Here is a 17713-nt window from a genome sequence, read left to right on the forward strand (position 1 = left end):
ACTTACTTGCTCGGGGCAGCCGGGGCAGCCGGGGCAACCGGCGCGGCGGGCATGCCATAGGGCGCGCCGTAGGGTACGCCGTAGGGGGCGCCGTAGCCGTAGGGGGCGCCGTAGCCGTAGCCGGGGTAGCCATAGCCAGAGCCACTGGCATACGGATAGCCGGAGCCAGAGCCGCGGCCCCAACCGCGCGACGAAACGTTGGCGTCCATGTCACCGAACATGTCGGTCAGGCCGCTCCAGGGGCCACCGCCGTAACCGCTGTTGCCCCAGGGGCCACCACCGCCCCACGGACCACCCCAGGCCTGGGACTGAAGAGGCAGCACCGCGGCACCGAGCACGGCCGCCAGCGCGGCCACTTTCGCGAAGTTCTTCATGAATTCTCCCGATCTCGAAGATCACGTAATCGTGTGTTGGGTACGGAAAGGTGCCGGGACTGCACACGGTTCCGGCAGGCAGTCTGACATTTATGGATCCCCTTGGCAAGGAGCCGCGCCCGCCGCCGACCCCACCCCCCCGGGCGGGGGCTTGAAACCCGTCCCTCGGGCCCCATCTCCGGATCAGGCGTCGCGCTGACGCGACAGGTGGAAGCGAAGAAGGAGGAATGCGATGACCGTCATCCGTTACGAGCCGGGCAGCTTGTTCAACCAACTCCAGAACGAGATCAACCGTCTGTTCGAATCCCGGGTCGGTCCGGCGGGTGAGGATAGCTCGACCGTCGTGACGAGCCACTGGATGCCCGCCGTGGACATCCGGGAGGAAACCGACCGTTTCGTGCTCTACGCCGACGTCCCCGGTGTCGACCCGAAGGACATCGAGGTCACGATGGAGAACGGCGTTCTGACGATCCGCGGCGAGCGCAAGCTCGAGAGCGAGGAGGAACGAGAGGGTTACAAGCGCACGGAGCGCGCGCGGGGAACGTTTTACCGGCGTTTCAGCCTCCCCGACAGCGCGGACCCGGAGCGGGTCTCCGCACGCGGGAAGAACGGGGTGCTGGAGGTGACAATCCCCAAGCACGAGCGCGTGCAGCCGCGTAAGATATCGGTCGCGGAGTAATCCGGCAGGGCCCGGCGGGTGCTCGACCGCCGGGCCCCTCGCCCGGCGGTGCGGGGGACCATGGAGTTCAAGGACTACTACAAGATCCTCGCTGTGGGCCGCGAGGCCACCGGGGACGAGGTCAAGCGCGCGTACCGCAAGCTCGCCCGAAAATACCACCCCGACGTGAGCAAGGAGGCGGACGCCGAGGCCCGCTTCAAAGAGGTCAACGAGGCCTACGAGGTCCTGAGGGACCCCAAGAAGCGGGAGGCCTACGACCGCCTGGGCTCGAGCTGGAAGTCCGGGCAGGAATTCACGCCTCCGCCAGGGTGGGGCTCGGAGGGCGGGTTCGACTTCGGGCGCGCCGGCTTCGGCGAAGGGGGCGCCCGCAGCTTCAGCGATTTCTTCGAGTCGCTCTTCGGAGGTGCGGCGGCGGGCGGCGCAGGTCGCGCCCGCAGGGGCGCGGGCGGCTGGGGGGGCGCCGTGCGCGTGCGGGGTTCCGACGAGCGGGCCCGGATTGCGGTCACGCTGGAGGAGGCCTTCCGCGGTTCCACCCGTGCCCTGCAGCTGCAGGTCACGGACCCGGCGCTCGGGGGCCGGGGCGTCCGCAGCCGCTCGCTCAAGGTCAAGATCCCGGCCGGGGTCGTGCAGGGTCAGCAGATCCGGCTGGGTGGGCAGGGCGGTCCCGGGGTCGGCGGCGGCGAGAACGGGGACCTCTATCTCGAGGTCGACATCCTTCCCCACCGGTTGTTCCGGGTCGAGGGCAGGGACGTCTCCCTGAACCTTCCCGTGGCACCCTGGGAGGCGGCCCTCGGCGCGCGGGTACCCGCGCCGACCCTGGACGGCAAGGTGGACCTCCTGGTTCCCGCCGGGTCGCAGACCGGGCGCAAGCTGCGGCTGAAGGGCCGGGGTCTCCCGGGGGACCCGCCGGGTGACCAGTACGTGGTGCTGCAGATCGTGGTGCCCCCGGCCGACAGCGATGCCGTGCGGGCGTTCTACGAGCGGATGGCCAGAGAGATCCCCTTCGACCCGCGGGCCGGCATGGGGGTCTGACGCGGAGGAGAGCAGATGAGCACACTGGACCAGCTGAAGGGGCAACTGGGGCGGGCGTGGGAGTCGGTGGCCGAGGGCTGGCAGCACCTGCGCGCGCGCGCGGCCGAGGCGGTGACGCACTTCACCCCGGTGCGGTCGGCGGACTCCGTGGAGACGGCCAGTGACCTGGTGGCGGTCAATGCCGCCCACTGGGCGCTCCTCGCGGCAGAGGTGCGGGAATCCGACGACGCCGTGATCGTACGCCTCGAGGTCCCCGGCATGGACGCAGACGGCTTCGACATCTCCGTGGTCGACGACACGCTGGTCGTGCGCGGCGAGAAGCAGGTGGAACGGGAGAGCCGCCAGGGGCGCTACCACCGGATGGAGTGCGCCTACGGCAGTTTCGAGCGGCGCATCCCGCTGCCGTTCCGCGTCGAGGCGGGGCGGGCTGCGGCGCGCTACCGCGCGGGCGTCCTGCAGGTCACGCTGCCCAAGCACGGCCGGTACCGCGCGCGGCGGATCCAGGTCGACAGCGGCGCCTGACGGGCATGCGCGGAGTCGCGGTGGGGCGGGGCCGGCGTCTCGCCCGGGTGCTGCTTACGCTCGCCCTGGCCTGGGGCGCCACGTCCGTCCCGGCCGCCCTGCCCCCGATGGTGGAAGGGGAGAGGCTGCCGAGCCTCGCCCCGATGCTGGAGCGCGTCACCCCGGCCGTCGTCAACATCTCGACCCGGAGCACCGTGCGCGCCCAGCGCAGCCCGCTCCTCTCCGACCCGTTCTTCCGGCGCTTCTTCGACGTGCCCGACCGGCCCCAGGAGCGGCGCAGCCAGAGTCTCGGCTCCGGGGTCGTCGTCGACGCCCGGAGGGGTTACGTCCTCACCAACCACCACGTGGTGGACAACGCCCAGGAGATCGCCGTCACGCTGCAGGACGGCCGGCGGCTGGAGGGGAAGCTGGTCGGCTCGGACCCGGAGACCGACATCGCGGTGGTCCAGGTGCCGCCCGAGAACCTCACGGCTCTGAACCTCGCGGACTCCGACCGGCTGCGGGTCGGGGACTTCGTCGTCGCCATCGGCAACCCCTTCGGGCTCGGTCAAACGGTGACCTCGGGGATTGTCAGCGCGCTCGGCCGCCGGGGCCTCGGCATCGAGGGCTACGAGGACTTCATCCAGACCGACGCCTCCATCAACCCCGGCAACTCCGGTGGGCCCCTGGTGGACCTGCGCGGGGAGCTGGTGGGGCTCAACACCGCCATCCTGGCGCCGAACGGGGGGAACGTCGGCATCGGTTTCGCCATCCCCGCCAACATGGCCCGGGACGTGATGGCTCACCTGGTCGCCCACGGCGCGGTGCGCCGGGGCGAGATCGGGGTGACGGTGCAGGACCTGACGCCGGCCCTCGCGGGCGCCTTCGACCTCAGCAGGGAACAGGGTGCCGTCGTGACCGGCGTGGCGAAGGATTCGCCCGCCGCCCGCGCGGGGCTCAAGCCGGGGGACGCCCTGGTCTCCATCAACGGCAGGGAGGTCCGCGACGCCGCCGACGTGCGCAACGCCATCGGCCTGCTGCGTGTCGGGCAGGAGGTTCGGGTCGAATTCCAGCGTGCGGGCAAGGTGCGCTCGGTCACCATCCGGGTCGCCGAGCCGAGCCGTGAGGCCGCTGCCGGGGACGCGCTGCACCCGCACCTGGCGGGTGCCACCTTCGGGGATCTGGAGTCGCCCCAGCAGGGACGCAAGAAGGGGGTGGGCGTTCTCGGGGTAGAGGGGCGCAGCCCCGCGGCCGAGCTCGGGCTGCGCAAGGGGGACGTCATCACGAGCGTGAACCGCACGCCGGTCGAGGGTCTGGAGGACTTCACCCGGCTCGTGCGCCAGAGCGGGTCGGGGCTCCTTCTCGGGATGCGCCGGGGGGCGACCTCCGTTTACATCCTGGTGCGCTGAGCCGCGCGGGGTCGGCCCCGCGCGGGCACACCGCGCTCCTGGGGCTCAGAAGGGGATGTCGTCGTTCGGGTCCGTCTCGGGCGGGGGCGCGCTCGCCGGCGCCCGGGACTGGGTGCGTCCGCCCCCCCGAGGCTCGCGGGCCGGCGACGGGGTGCCCTCGTCCCCGTACGAAGGGGGTCCCCCGAAGGTGTTCGGCTCACCGCCGGTCTGAGACCCGGCCCCGCCAGGCTCGCCCTCACGCCGGTCGAGCATCTGCATGTCGTTGGCGACGATCTCGGTCGCGTAGCGGTCCTGTCCGTCCTGGCCCTGCCACTTGCGGGTCTGGAGGCGGCCCTCGATGTAGATGCGGCTGCCCTTGCGTAGGTACTTCTGGGCGAGCTCGCCCAGCTGGCCGAACAGGACCACCCGGTGCCACTCGGTGCGTTCCTGCTGCTCGCCGCTCTGCCGGTCCTTCCAGGTCTCGTTGGTGGCGACGCGCACGTTGGCCACCGCCCCCCCGCTCGGCATGAAGCGCACCTCGGGGTCGGCACCCAGGTTTCCGATCAGGATGACTTTGTTGATGCCTCGCGCCATTGCAGATCCTCCTCTGACTTCCCTGTGGATGTCCCGCGGTCGCGCCGCGAGGCAAGCATATCACCCATCGGCCCCGAGTCGAGGGGGCGGTCTTCCGCGGCCCGGGACTAGAGACGGTGCGGCGCGCGCATCCCCACGGCCACGGCGAGCCACCCCGCGAGGACCATGGCCGAGAGGGCGAAGACGGCCGGAGGCCCGCCGAGGCCGAGGGCCGCGCCGCCCCCCGCGCCACCGAGGAAGGCCCCGAGGAACTGCGCGGTGGCGTAGACACCCATGGCGCTGCCCTTGCTCTCGGCCGGGGCGATGCGGGCGATGAGGGACGGCAGGGTGGCCTCGAGCACGTTGAAGGCGGCGAAGTAGAGGACCAGCACGGCGGCGAGCGGGAGCACGCCACCATGGGGGAGTAGCAGCGCCAGTTGCGCGAGCGCGGCGGCGGTGATGGCGCCGAGGAACACCTCCCGGGTGCGCCGGCGCCGCTCGGCGAGGACCACGACGGGCACCATGAGCGCGATGGAGAGCGCCAGGACCGCGAGGTAGACCCTCCAGTGTTGGTCCGCGGCCAGCCCCAACTCGTCGCGCAGCTGCAGGGGCAGCGCCACGAAGAGCGCGGTCATGACGAAGTGCAGGGCGAGGATGCCCACGTCGATCCGCAGCAGGTCCGGGTCGCGCAGGACTCCCGCGAGCCGCCCGGGCACCGGCTCGGTGTTCCCGTGCACGCGGCTCACGCGCGGGGTCGGCACCAGGAGGTGCAACAGCGCCAGGCAGGCCAGGGCGAGGGCCGCCGTCACCCAGAAGATGCCCGCCAGCCCGAGGTGGCGGCTGATCACCGGCCCGAGGACCAGCGCCGCGGCGAACGACAGGCCGATGCTCGCGCCGATGGTGGCCATCACCCGGGTGCGGTGCTCCTCGCGCGTCAGGTCCGCGGCGAGCGCGAGCACGGGCCCTGCGATGGCGCCCGCCCCCTGGAGGGCCCGGCCGACCAGGATCCCGAGCACGCTGCCGGCCAGGGCGGACCATGCGCTGCCCAGGGCGAAGAGCAGCAGGCCGGCGGTGATGACGGGCTTGCGGCCCAGGCGGTCCGACAGGACCCCGAAGGGGATTTGCAGCAGGGCCTGGGAGAGCCCGTAGGCGCCGATCGCGAGCCCGGCGAGCAGTGGCGTGTAGTCCGGGTAGTCCTGGGCGTGGAGGGTGAAGACGGGCAGGACCAGGAACAGGCCGAGCATGCGGATGGCGTAGATCGCCGCCAGGCTGAACGCCGCGCGGCGCTCCGGCCCGTCGAGGGTGGCGGCCGCGGTGGGGCTCGGAACGGAGTATTCCATGGTGAGCGCGGGGGGCGAGGGGGCGGTAATATTAACAGCTTGCCCAGAGCCGCAAGACGCATGGACACCATCCGCATCCGGGGGGCGCGAACCCACAATCTGAAGAACGTCGACCTGGACCTGCCCCGGGGCAGGCTCGTCGTCGTCACCGGACTCTCGGGCTCGGGCAAGTCCTCGCTCGCCTTCGACACGATCTACGCCGAGGGGCAGCGCCGGTACGTGGAGTCGCTCTCGGCCTACGCCCGGCAATTCCTGTCGGTGATGGAGAAGCCGGACGTCGACCTGATCGAAGGCCTCTCGCCCGCCATCGCCATCGAGCAGAAGTCGACCTCGCACAACCCGCGCTCCACGGTGGGCACGGTGACGGAGGTCTACGACTACCTGCGCCTGCTCTGGGCGCGGGTCGGCGAGCCCCGCTGCCCGGAGCACGGGGCCCCGTTGGACGCGCAGACGGTGAGCCAGATGGTGGACCAGGTTCTCGGTCTCCCCGAAGGGGCCAGGTTGATGCTGCTCGCGCCGGTGGTCGATGACCGCAAGGGCGAGCACGCCCAGATGCTGGAGCGCCTGCGCGCCCAGGGATTCCTGCGGGCGCGGGTCGACGGGGAGGTGCGCGAGCTCGACGACCCCGCTGGCCTCGACCCCAAGCGCCGGCACACGGTCGAGGTCGTGGTGGACCGTTTCCGTGTCCGCGCCGACCTGCGGGCGCGGCTCGCCGAGTCGTTCGAGACCGCCGTGGAGCTCGGCGACGGGCGGGCCCGGGTCGCGTGGATGGACGAGCCCGAGCGCCCCGAGCTCGTCTTCTCGGCCCGCTATGCGTGCCCGGTCTGCGGCTACGGCCTGGCCGAGCTCGAGCCCCGGATCTTCTCCTTCAACAACCCGGCGGGGGCCTGCCCGGTCTGCGATGGCCTCGGGGTCCAGACCTTCTTCGACCCCGAGAAGGTGGTCGCCCACCCGGAGCTGAGCCTGCCGGGCGGTGCCGTGCGGGGGTGGGACCGGCGCAACGCCTACTACTACCAGATGCTCGAGGCCCTGGCCGGTCACTACGGGTTCGACCTGGACCTGCCCTTCGGCGAGCTCCCGGAGCGGGTCCGGGAGGTGCTGCTGCGCGGCAGCGGCGAGGAGGTGCTCACCTTCACCTTCCAGGGACTGCGCGGGCGCCCGCACCACAAGACCCAGCCGTTCGAGGGAATCCTCCCGAGCATGGAGCGCCGATACCGCGAGAGCGAGTCCGCGGTCATCCGCGAGGAGCTGGCCGGGTTCTTGAGCGAGCGCTCCTGCCCCGCCTGCCAGGGCAGCCGCCTGGGTGTGGCGGCAAGGCACGTGTTCGTGGGCGGCAGGACGCTGCCCGCCGTCACCTCCCTGGCGATCGCCGGGGCGAGGGGTTTCTTCGAGGGCCTGGCGCTCCCCGGGCAGAAGGCCGAGATCGCGGGCCGGATCCTGAAGGAGGTCCACGACCGGCTGCGCTTCCTGGTGGACGTGGGGCTCGACTACCTGACCCTGGACCGCGCCGCGGAGACCCTGTCGGGTGGGGAGGCCCAGCGCATCCGGCTGGCCAGCCAGATCGGGGCCGGCCTGGTGGGGGTCACGTACATCCTGGACGAGCCTTCCATCGGCCTGCACCCGCGGGACAACCGGCGGCTGCTCGACAGCCTCGAGCAACTGCGCGACCTCGGCAACACAGTGATCGTCGTGGAGCACGACGAGGAGGCCATCCGGGCGGCCGATCACGTCGTCGACATGGGCCCCGGGGCAGGCGTGAACGGCGGGTGGGTCGTGGCCCAGGGCACCGCCGCCGAGGTGGAGCGCACGCCCGGGTCGCTCACCGGCGAATACCTCAGCGGGGCCCGGCGCATCCCCGTCCCCGCGCGCCGGGCGCCTCCCGACCCCGCGCAGTGGCTGAGCCTGGGCGGCGCCCGGGGCAACAACCTCAAGGACATCACGGTGCGTCTCCCGGTGGGCCTCATGACCTGCATCACCGGGGTCTCCGGCTCGGGGAAGTCCACGCTCCTGAACGACACCCTGTATCCCATCGTCGCGCGGGAGCTGAACGGCGCCAACGCGTCGCCTGCGCCCTACCGTGAGGTCACGGGGCTCGCGCTGCTGGACAAGGTGGTCGCCATCGACCAGAGCCCCATCGGGAGGACCCCGCGCTCGAACCCCGCGACCTACACCGGTCTCTTCGCCCCGATCCGCGATCTCTTCGCGGGAACCCACGAGGCCCGTGCCCGGGGCTACTCCTCCGGGCGCTTCAGCTTCAACGTGCGTGGCGGGCGCTGCGAGGCCTGCCAGGGAGACGGGCTGATCAAGGTGGAGATGCACTTCCTCCCCGACGTCTACGTCCCCTGCGACGTCTGCAAGGGCAGGCGCTACGACCGGGAGACGCTCGAGGTGCGCTACAAGGGGCGCAACATCCACGAGGTCCTGGAGATGACGGTGGAGGAGGCCCGGCGCTTCTTCGAGCCCGTCAGCTTCGTCGCGCGCAAGCTGCAGACCCTGGTGGAGGTGGGCCTCGGGTACATCCGGCTCGGGCAGAGTGCCACGACGCTCTCCGGGGGCGAGGCCCAGCGGGTGAAGCTCGCCCGGGAGCTCTCCCGGCGGGACACCGGCCGCACGCTCTACATCCTGGACGAGCCGACGACGGGGCTGCACTTCCACGACGTCGCCCAGCTCCTCGAGGTGCTGGGCCGGCTCCGCGACCACGGGAACACCCTGGTGGTCATCGAGCACAACCTGGACGTCATCAAGACGGCGGACTGGGTGGTCGACCTCGGGCCCGAGGGAGGGGCTCGTGGCGGAGAGGTGGTGGTGGCGGGGACACCCGAGGAGGTGGCCCGGCACCCGGGCTCACACACCGGGCGCCACCTCGCCCGGGTGCTGGGCGGCGACGTCCGGAGCGGGCGGGAGGAGGCCTGAGGGCCGGAGCCAGTGGGCTCAGCGGCCGGCGACGGCGCGCTGGCGCTCCGGAATGTCCTCGTGGGCCGAGACCTGGTCGCGCCCATTGGACTTGCAGAAATAGAGCGCCTTGTCCGCCTGACGCAGCAGGTGGTCGACGAGGGGGCGTCCCTGGTAGCGGCCGTCGTGGTCGAGGGTGGACAGGCCGATGCTGACCGTCAGGCCGAAGCTGATGCCCTCGGCCTCCCAGTGCAGGCCCCGGACGTAGGTGCGGACGCGCTCGGCGAGCACCCTTGCCCCCTCGAGATCGGTGTTCGGCAGGGCGAGCACGAACTCCTCGCCCCCGAACCGGGCCAGGATGTCGCCCTCGCGGGTGTGGCGGCGCAGCGCCGCGGCCAGGTCGCGCAGGGCGGCGTCACCAATCGCGTGACCGAACGAGTCGTTGATCTGTTTGAAGAAGTCCAGGTCGACCAGCAACATGCAGAACGGGTGGCGGTGACGCAGGGCGCGCGCCGTAGCGGCCTCCGCCTCGGCGAAGAAGAATCGCCGGTTGTGCAGGCCGGTGAGCTCGTCGACGGTCGAGAGCTCTTCGTAGCGTCGCCGGAGCTGCTCGGCCTCCACCAGCGCGGTCTCGAGCTGGCGGGTGCGCTCCGCGACCACGTCCTCGAGGCCGTGCATGGCCCGGTGGCTAGCGAGCATGTGGCCGAGGACGGCGCAGTACACCGCGATCACCTGCAGATGCCACTCCTGGAAATGCTGCGGCCGGGGGTGAAAGACGTTCACGACCCCGAGGACCTGGCTCCCCGCGAGGATGGGCGCGCAGACCAGCGAGCCCTGGGCGGCTCCCCGCTGGCCCGACAGCGCCAGGAAGCGGGGGTCCGCTGCGCAGTCGGAGCAGACCTGGGTCTGGCGCGTCTCGGCGGCGAGGCCCACGACCCCCTCACCGATGCGAAAGGTTCGGGGTGAATAGCTGCGCTCGGGGGGCAGCCCCTCGGTGCTCTCCAGCGCCCCCTCCATGTAGTCCCGTCCAGCGGCGCAGACCAGGGCCCCGTCCTGCAGGAGGAACACCGAGCAACGGGCGAAGTCCTGGTGCTGCATGAGCGCCTCGAGGGCCCCCACCAGCAGCGGGCCCACGTCGCTGCCCCGGCAGCAGTCGAGCTCCGCGAGGGCGCGCACCGCCGAGAGCGAGTCGAGCATCGACAGGAAGCGCTGGCGCAGCTCCCGGGCGGCGTGCACGAAGGGTGCGGAGCCCATGGCTCAGTGCGGCCTCGCGAGGGTCCCGGCAAGGTCCCGGACGGCGTCCGCCCGCTCGGAGATGAGGGACCTCAGCGCCTCCAGTCCGTCCGGGCGGATGCCCAGGTCCTCGCGCAGGTGTGCGTCCTCGAGCGGTTCGGTCGGGTGGTCCAGGTACCACTGGCAGAGGCGTGCGCAGCCCCCCACGAGCCGCACGCAGGGCCAGTGCAGGCCGCGGTAAGTGGTGTCGTGGTGATGCTGCATGACCACGACGACCTCCCGCGGCAGGTGCCAGCGGTCGGCGAGCCAGCCGCCCACCCGGTGGTGGTCGACGCCCACCACGGTGCGCTCCACCGCCGCCAGGCTCGAGTCGGTGGCACCCGGCGCGAGGGAGAAGACGCGCGCCATGTCCGCCTCGAAGAGGTGGACCATGACCAAGAGCCCCAGGTTGTGCAGCAATCCGGAGAGGTAGGCCGCGTTCGGGTCGGGGCCTCCGGGGACGCCCACCCGGGAGGCCAGGGCGCGGGAGCTCGACGCGGTGAGCAGGGCGGTGACCCAGTAGCGGCCCAGGTCCAGCCCGATCGTGGGGCTGACGTGAAATTGCCCCGACAGGGCGAGGCTCAGGGCGAGACTCTTGACCGTCTCGAGGCCGAGGACGCGCACGATGGCCTCGCGAACCGTGTACACGTTGCCCGTGTAGCCGAAGAAGGCCGAGCGGGCCAGGCCGACGACCCGGGCGGTCAGGCCAGGGTCGAGCTCGATGGTGTGGGCGAGGGCACCGACCTCCACGTCGTCGTTGCCCAGGATCGTGAGCAGTCGTTGGGCCACGTGCGACAGCGGCGGGAGATCGCTCAGCTGGCGCACGCGCAAACCGAGCTCGGCGGCGTGGTCGATGGCGGGGGCGGTGTGCATTCTGGTCCCGATCTGTTTCCCCAACGTGCCGGCGCGCCGGCGTCGCCGGCCGCGGAGGAGGCTGGCGCCGAGCGCCCACGGCCCGCCCCGATTCCCCGCTGTATCGGCGAGCCCGGTCACCGGGTTTAGCGGGACGCAGGGGTCAGGGGCTTCGACAAGCCGTCGCCCCCTCCGGTACCATCAGCCCCCTCGTTCGGCACCGAGCAGACTCCCCTTGAGCTTCCCAGCCCTGTTCCTCAAAAGGCGCGAGGACCGTCGTCTGCGCGCCGGTCACCCCTGGGTCTACAGCAACGAGGTGGACGTGCAGCGCAGTCCCCTCGCGGTATTCGAGCCGGGGCAGCAGGCCGAGGTGCGCGCGAACGACGGTCATCTCCTCGGCATGGCCTACGTCAATCCGCGCACCCTGATCAGCGCCCGGGTCTACAGCCGTCGCGCGGGCGAGGCGCTCGACCGTGCGCTGCTCGCGCGCCGGGTGGCAAGGGCGCTCGCGTTGCGTGAGCGCCTCTTCGAGAGCCCGCAGTACCGGCTCGTTCACGGCGAGGGGGACGGTCTGCCGGGGCTGGTGGCCGACCGCTACGGCGACGTGTTGGTCGCCCAGCTCGGCACGGCGGGGATGGACCGGCTGCGGGCGGACGTGGTCGCGGTGCTCGCGGAGTTGACCCGAGCCCGCGCCGTGGTCCTGCGCAACGACGCTCCCGGGCGGGCGATCGAGGGGCTGGAGCAGAGCGTCGAAGTGCCCGTGGGGCAGGCGCCCGAGTGGCACACGATCGAGGAGAACGGGGCGCGCTTCCGCATCTCTCCCCTGCACGGGCAGAAGACCGGCTGGTTCTGGGACCAGCGCCAGAACCGGGCGCGGCTGGCGGCGTACGTGCGGGGTGCGCGGGTGCTGGATGTCTTCAGCTACGACGGGGCGTGGGGTGTCCAGGCGGCACGCGCGGGAGCGTCCCGGGTGACCTGCGTGGACGCCTCGGCGCAGGCCCTGCAGCGTCTGGCCGAGAACGCCGCGCTGAACGGCGTGGCCGAGCGCGTCGAGGCCCTTCAGGGGGACGCCTTCGACCGGCTGAAGGACCTGCGCGAGGCCGGTGAGCGCTACGACGTCGTGGTGGTGGACCCACCCGCGTTCATCAAGAGGGTGAAGGACCGGGAGGCGGGTCTCGAGGCGTATCAGCGGCTCAACCGCCTGGCCCTCCGGGTCCTCGCCCCGGACGCGGTCCTGGTCTCCTGCTCCTGCTCGTATCACCTGGACCGGGAGACCCTGGTGGACCTGCTCTACCGGGCTGCCCGGCACGCCGACCGCAACCTGCAGATCCTGGAACACGGGCATCAGGGGCCGGACCATCCCATCCACCCGGCGGTCCCCGAGACTGCCTACCTGAAGTGTGTGACGGTCAGGGCCTATCGGGAGTGAGCCCCGGCCGCGGAGGAGAGCGACCTTGATTGCCTTTCCCGCCATCGACCCCGTGGCCTTCCGCCTGGGCCCGTTCCCCGTGCACTGGTACGGGCTCATGTACCTCGTCGGCTTCGGGGCGGCGTGGGCCCTCGGCCGGTGGCGGGCGCGGGACCCCCGCCGGGGCTGGACCCCGGCGATGGTCGACGACCTGGTGTTCTACGGCGCCCTCGGCGCCGTTCTCGGGGGGCGGCTCGGATACATCCTGTTCTACGGTCTTCCCCAGTACGCCGCCTCACCGCTCGACGCGCTCAAGGTGTGGCAGGGTGGGATGTCCTTTCACGGTGGCCTCATCGGGGCACTCCTCGCCGCCTGGCTGTTCGCCCGGCGCCAGGGCCAGGGGTTCTTCCGGGTCACCGACTTCCTGGCGCCCCTGGTGCCACCGGGGCTGCTGGCGGGGCGTATCGGCAACTTCGTCAACGCGGAGTTGTGGGGCGCGCCGACGGACCTGCCCTGGGGTGTGGTGTTCCCCGGCGACGCGGCGGGCGGCGTGGCGCGCCACCCCTCCCAGCTCTACGAGGCCTTCCTGGAGGGCCTGGTGCTGTTCGCGGTGCTCTGGGCCTTCTCCCGCCGGCCCCGGCCGACCATGGCGGTCTCCGGGCTCTTCCTCCTGCTCTACGGGTTGTTCCGCTCCCTGATCGAGCTGGTGCGGGTGCCCGACGCCCACCTGGGGTACCTGGCGGGCGGCTGGCTCACCATGGGGCAGCTCCTGAGCCTGCCCATGGCCGCCGCCGGCCTGGTCCTGCTGGGGCTCGCGTACCGCTCGCGGGGGCGGGGGCGGGGGCGGGGGCGGGGCCAGGACGGCCTGTGACCGGGATGCCACCACCCCGGCGTGCCGGTCCTCAGGAGAAGACGACCGTCTTGTTCCCGTGCACGATGATGCGGTCCTCGAGGAACCACTTCACGGCCCGCGCGAGGACCGTGCGCTCGATGTCGCGCCCGAGCTCGCGCAGGTCCGAGATGCTGTGGCGGTGCGAGACCCGGATGACGTCCTGCTCGATGATGGGGCCCTCGTCCAGTTGCGGGGTGACGAAGTGGGCGGTCGCCCCGATCAGCTTGACACCGCGGTCGCCCGCCTGACGGTAGGGGTCGGCGCCCGCGAAGGCCGGCAGGAACGAGTGGTGGATGTTGATGATCCGGTTTGGGTAGCGGCCCACGAACGCGGGCGTGAGGACCTGCATGTAGCGGGCGAGGACCACCAGGTCCGCCTCACCGTCCAGCAGTTCCAGCACCCTCGACTCCGCCTCGGGCTTGGTGGCGGGGGTCACGGGGACGTGGTGGAAGGGGACGCCGAAGGACTCCACCGCCGGGCGGAGGTCCGGGTGGTTGCTGATGACCCCCGTGACGGTCGCCGGGAGCTCGCCGCGGGACCACCGCCAGAGCACCTCGAGGAGCGCGTGGTCGTGGCGTGAGGCCAGCAGTGCGAGTTTCTTCGGCGGGGCCGCGTAGGTCACGGTCCACTGCATTTCGTACTGGCTCGCGACCCGGTCGTGGAACGAGCGCTCGAGGGCGGCGCGCGAGAGGTCCAGGTGCGGGGTGTGGAACTCGAGCCGCATGAAGAACGTCCCGCCTTGCGGGTCGGTCGAGTGCTGGTCCAGGGCGGTGACGTTCGCGCCGTGGTTGTAGAGCAGGGTGGTGACGGCGGCCACGATCCCCGGTCGGTCCGGGCAGGTGATGAGCAGGCGGGCAGTGGTCTCCGGGGTCATCGGCGCATCCCGACGCAAGGGGGCTTGGATGATACGCGGACGCTCCGTCGTCACAAGACTCCGGTGCCTCGGCCCGCCCCCGAAACGGCCGGAACGGCCGCGTCTCGAACCCTCGATTCCCGCGGTTCGGAGGGGGCTAAAAAAAATTTCTCCCAGCCCTTGCTATCTGCTCCGGAGGTCCTAATATCTCGCGCCAACCTGGCCCCGCGAGGGGCCGCCGCGCGAGGCCGCCACCGGCCCGCAAAGCGGCTACCCCGGGTGGCTTCGGGCTCGTGCACCGTGAGGGGATTTCCATGACCGATCACATCGCTCTCGGCAGTGCGGAAGAGAGGGCAGAGGACGAAGAGCCTCCCGGTCTCTGCGCGTTCTCGCGCACCCCGCAGTTCTCCCGCCCGTCCCCCGCATCGCCGATTCCGCTCGCACTCTTTCCGGACTTCGCCGCTCCCCAGCGGCGGGCCGTGCCGCGTCTCGTGGTGAGCGAGCGCAGCCGGGCGTTCCGCAAGCGGTTCTACCCCTCGACGACGACGAGCGAGTGGAACGATTGGCACTGGCAGAATCGCAACCGGATCCGTTCGGCGGAACAGTTGGCTCGCCTCGTCCGCCTGTCCCCGGACGAGGCGGACGCCATCGGCCGCCACTCGGGCCCCCTGCCGGTCGGGATCACCCCGTACTACGCGGCACTGCTGTCCGGGGACGACCCCGCCCAGCCTCTGCGCCGCACTGTGGTGCCGAGCGGCGCCGAGTACCTGCGCACGCCCGGAGAGGCGGACGACCCGCTCGGCGAGGACGCCCACAGCCCGGTGCCGGGGATCGTGCATCGTTACCCCGACCGCATCCTCTTTCTGGTTACGGGGTTCTGCTCGACCTACTGCCGGTACTGCACGCGCTCGCGCATGGTGGGCGCGACCGGCGAGAGGAGCGTGCACAAGAGCGACCTGGAGCGCGCCCTCGCGTACATCGAGGCGACGCCGCAGGTGCGCGACGTCCTGGTCTCGGGCGGTGACCCGCTCACCCTGGAAGACGAGCGCCTGGAGTGGGTCCTGTCCCGGCTGCGGAGCATCCCGCACGTGGAGTTCGTGCGCATCGGGAGCAAGGCGCCCGTGGTCATGCCCCAGCGGGTCACGCCGGCCCTCGCCCGTATGCTGCGCCGCTACCACCCGCTGTGGATGAGCCTGCACTTCACCCACCCCGACGAGCTGACGCCGGAGGTGCAGGAGGCCTGCGGGCGTCTCGCCGACGCGGGCATTCCGCTGGGCAGCCAGACGGTGCTGCTGAAGGGCGTGAACGACGACGTGGAGACCATGCGCCGGCTGGTGCAGGGCCTGCTCCGGACCCGGGTCCGGCCCTACTACCTCTATCAGTGCGACCCCATCAGCGGCTCGGCCCATTTCCGCACACCGGTGGCGAAGGGACTCGAGATCATCCGCGGCCTGCGCGGTCACACCACCGGCTACGCCGTCCCGACCTACGTCATCGACGCCCCCGCCGGTGGCGGCAAGGTGCCCCTGCTCCCCGACTACGTCCTGGGGAGGGAGGGGGACGACCTGCTGCTCCTGAACTACGAGGGCCGCGCCTACCGCTACCCGGACCAGTCGCTGCCGGTGGCCTGCTGATGCGCGTCGCGCTGACCTACGACCTCCGGGACGACTACCTGGCCGCCGGGCACAGCGAGGAGGAGGCGGCCGAGTTCGATCGCCCCGAGACCATCGACGGCATCGCGCAGGCCCTGGCGGCCCTCGGCCACACCCCGGTGCGGGTCGGGAACCTGGCGGCCCTGGCCTCGCGGCTGCTGGCCGGGGAGCGCTGGGACCTGGTGTTCAACATCGCCGAGGGCCTCTACGGCCTCGGGCGCGAATCCCAGGTTCCGGCACTGCTCGACGCCTGGCGGATCCCGTACACGTTTTCCGACCCCCTGGTGCTCGCCCTCTCGCTGCACAAGGGCATGACCAAGCGCGTCGTGCGCGACGCGGGTGTGCCCACCCCCGACTTCCGGTTGGTCGAGGACGAGAGGGACGTGGAGGGGGTCGACCTGCCGTTCCCGCTCTTCTGCAAGCCGGTCGCCGAGGGCTCGAGCAAGGGGGTGACCCCGGCCTCGCGCGTGACAGGGCCGGATGCGCTGCGCGCAGTGTGCCGGGACCTCCTGGCGCGCTTCGGGCAGCCCGTGCTCGTCGAGGAGTACCTCCCCGGGCGCGAGCTCACGGTCGGTATCCTCGGCACGGGGCGGCGCGCGGAGGTTCTCGGGGTGCTCGAGGTGCTGCTGGGCCCGGGTGCCGAGAGCGGCATCTACTCGTACCACAACAAGGAACACTACGAGGCGCTGGTCGACTACCGCGTCGCCGGAGATGCGGATGCCCGGGCGGCGGGCGAGGTGGCGCTCGCTGCCTGGCGGGCCCTCGGGGGGCGCGACGCGGGACGGGTCGACCTGCGCTTCGACGCCGGCGGGCGGCCCTGCTTCCTGGAGGTGAACCCCCTGGCGGGCCTGCACCCCGTGCGCTCCGACCTGGCCATCCTCGCCCGCCGGGTGGGGCTCGGCTATCAGGGACTCATCGGGCGCATCGTGCAGTCCGCGCAGGAGCGGGTCAGGTGCCCGTAGCCGGGGGCCTGTCGGTCGTCGTGATGCACGGGGCAGTCGCCCCGGGGGCGCCGCTCGACGAGCAGGACACGCTGGTCCAGGCACAAGGGGTGATGAGGGCTCTCACGGCGTTGGGGCATCGTCCCCGGGCGCTGCCTCTGACACTCGACCTGGGTGCGGCCCGCTCCGAGCTCGAGGCATCCCGTCCGGACCTCGTGTTCAATCTGGTCGAGGCCATCGACGGGCGGGGGTCTCTCATCCATTTCGGCGTCGGCCTGGCGGAGGCCCTCGGTCTTCCGGTCACGGGGGCCGCCACCGGCGGGCTCCTGAACACCTCCCACAAGGCCCTGGCGAAGCGCCTGCTCGCGCTCGCCGGGCTTCCCACCCCCGCCTGGCTCACCCCGGATGGGCGGGCACCCGCGGACGGTGAGGGGCGCTGGATCGTCAAGTCGGTGTGGGAACACGGGTCGATCGGCATCGACGAAGACTCGATCGTCGACGGGGCCCACGCCGCGCTGGAGCAGCTCTCCCGCCGCGCGCAGGAGCGGGGCGGAGAGTGGTACGCCGAGCGCTTCGTCGCCGGGCGGGAGCTCAACGTCGCCCTCCTGGCGGGGCCCGGTGGCCCGCAGGTGCTGCCGATCGGGGAGATCCTCTTCGAGGACTGGCCTGCCGGGAAACCGCGCATCGTGGGCTACGCGGCCAAGTGGCACGAAGGCTCGTTCGAGTACGGCCACACGCCGCGCATCTTCGACTTCCCGGCCGGGGACGAGGCCCTTCTGGGGGACGTGCGCCGGATCGCGCTCGCGTGCTGGCGCCTGTTCGACCTGCGGGGCCACGCGCGGGTGGATTTCCGTGTCGACGAGGCCGGACGGCCCTGGGTCCTGGAGGTGAACGCGAACCCCTGCATCTCCCCCGAGGCGGGCTTCGCGGCGATGGCGGAGGAGGCCGGCATCGGGTACGACGAGGTCGTGGGGCGGATCGTGGCGGACGCATTCTCGGGTGCGGCGGCAATCCGCGGGGACACCACCCCCACGGGGGAAGCTCGCGCCGGACTCCCCCGGAGG

Annotated in this window: 15 protein-coding genes and 1 pseudogene; 10 read left to right on the forward strand and 6 right to left on the reverse strand. The window is 71.8% G+C overall.

Annotated elements, in window-relative coordinates:
• Positions 1-2: 2 nt before the first annotated feature.
• On the reverse strand, positions 3-374 hold the full coding sequence (locus tag KA217_01645) for a sulfur globule protein CV1 (GenBank protein MBP7711158.1): 372 nt from the start codon (positions 372-374) through the stop codon (positions 3-5).
• Between the two features lie 232 nt (positions 375-606).
• On the opposite strand from KA217_01645, the gene KA217_01650 reads away from it, so the two are divergent.
• Genes KA217_01650 through KA217_01665 form a run of 4 tightly spaced genes read left to right on the forward strand, consistent with a single transcriptional unit; the run spans position 607 to position 3995 of the window.
• Positions 607-1053, forward strand: coding sequence for an Hsp20/alpha crystallin family protein (locus tag KA217_01650; GenBank protein MBP7711159.1), 447 nt, complete (start codon positions 607-609; stop codon positions 1051-1053).
• A gap of 60 nt (positions 1054-1113) precedes the next feature.
• Positions 1114-2085: a DnaJ domain-containing protein gene (locus KA217_01655; protein ID MBP7711160.1), complete on the forward strand. Its 972-nt coding sequence runs from the start codon at positions 1114-1116 to the stop codon at positions 2083-2085.
• A gap of 15 nt (positions 2086-2100) precedes the next feature.
• Complete coding sequence (locus KA217_01660; GenBank protein MBP7711161.1) at positions 2101-2607, forward strand: Hsp20/alpha crystallin family protein; 507 nt, start codon at positions 2101-2103, stop codon at positions 2605-2607.
• A 5-nt stretch (positions 2608-2612) separates the two neighbouring features.
• Positions 2613-3995: a DegQ family serine endoprotease gene (locus KA217_01665; protein MBP7711162.1), complete on the forward strand. Its 1383-nt coding sequence runs from the start codon at positions 2613-2615 to the stop codon at positions 3993-3995.
• 45 nt (positions 3996-4040) lie between these two features.
• Here the strand turns inward: KA217_01665 and ssb are convergent, their stop codons facing one another.
• Together ssb and KA217_01675 are read right to left on the reverse strand one after the other, a co-directional pair.
• Positions 4041-4568 (reverse strand): single-stranded DNA-binding protein, encoded by a 528-nt coding sequence (gene ssb / locus KA217_01670; GenBank protein MBP7711163.1) that lies wholly within the window; start codon positions 4566-4568, stop codon positions 4041-4043.
• Between the two features lie 107 nt (positions 4569-4675).
• Positions 4676-5887, reverse strand: a complete 1212-nt coding sequence (locus tag KA217_01675) for an MFS transporter (GenBank protein ID MBP7711164.1) — start codon at positions 5885-5887, stop codon at positions 4676-4678.
• A gap of 60 nt (positions 5888-5947) precedes the next feature.
• Between KA217_01675 and uvrA the strand changes: the two genes are divergently transcribed.
• On the forward strand, positions 5948-8800 hold the full coding sequence (gene uvrA / locus KA217_01680; GenBank protein MBP7711165.1) for an excinuclease ABC subunit UvrA: 2853 nt from the start codon (positions 5948-5950) through the stop codon (positions 8798-8800).
• Between the two features lie 18 nt (positions 8801-8818).
• On the opposite strand, the gene KA217_01685 is transcribed toward uvrA, so the two are convergent.
• Positions 8819-10033, reverse strand: coding sequence for a diguanylate cyclase (locus KA217_01685; GenBank protein ID MBP7711166.1), 1215 nt, complete (start codon positions 10031-10033; stop codon positions 8819-8821).
• Positions 10034-10036: 3 nt separating this feature from the next.
• Complete coding sequence (locus KA217_01690) at positions 10037-10924, reverse strand: HDOD domain-containing protein (GenBank protein MBP7711167.1); 888 nt, start codon at positions 10922-10924, stop codon at positions 10037-10039.
• Here KA217_01690 and KA217_01695 point away from each other — a divergent pair.
• Both KA217_01695 and KA217_01700 read left to right on the forward strand, forming a co-directional pair.
• A complete protein-coding gene (locus KA217_01695; protein ID MBP7711168.1) occupies positions 10905-12332 on the forward strand; it encodes a class I SAM-dependent rRNA methyltransferase in 1428 nt (475 codons plus the stop codon). The two genes, KA217_01690 and KA217_01695, sit on opposite strands and share 20 nt — an antisense overlap.
• Before the next feature lie 25 nt (positions 12333-12357).
• Positions 12358-13182, forward strand: coding sequence for a prolipoprotein diacylglyceryl transferase (locus KA217_01700; GenBank protein ID MBP7711169.1), 825 nt, complete (start codon positions 12358-12360; stop codon positions 13180-13182).
• A 31-nt stretch (positions 13183-13213) separates the two neighbouring features.
• Here the strand turns inward: KA217_01700 and purU are convergent, their stop codons facing one another.
• On the reverse strand, positions 13214-14077 hold the full coding sequence (purU, locus tag KA217_01705; protein MBP7711170.1) for a formyltetrahydrofolate deformylase: 864 nt from the start codon (positions 14075-14077) through the stop codon (positions 13214-13216).
• Positions 14078-14370: 293 nt separating this feature from the next.
• Between purU and KA217_01710 the strand changes: the two genes are divergently transcribed.
• The 3 genes and pseudogenes from KA217_01710 to KA217_01720 all read left to right on the forward strand — a co-directional run bounded on the left by KA217_01710 (position 14371) and on the right by KA217_01720 (position 17632).
• Positions 14371-15690 carry a KamA family radical SAM protein gene (locus tag KA217_01710; protein ID MBP7711171.1) on the forward strand — a complete coding sequence of 440 codons (1320 nt, stop codon included), beginning with the start codon at positions 14371-14373 and terminating at the stop codon, positions 15688-15690.
• A complete protein-coding gene (locus tag KA217_01715) occupies positions 15690-16670 on the forward strand; it encodes a D-alanine--D-alanine ligase (GenBank protein MBP7711172.1) in 981 nt (326 codons plus the stop codon). Before KA217_01710 ends, KA217_01715 begins: the two co-directional genes overlap by 1 nt.
• 23 nt (positions 16671-16693) lie before the next feature.
• A pseudogene (locus KA217_01720) lies at positions 16694-17632 on the forward strand (D-alanine--D-alanine ligase).
• Positions 17633-17713: the final 81 nt, after the last annotated feature.

This window comes from Gammaproteobacteria bacterium, assembly GCA_017999615.1.
Classification (GTDB): Bacteria; Pseudomonadota; Gammaproteobacteria; order JAABTG01; family JAABTG01; genus JAGNLM01.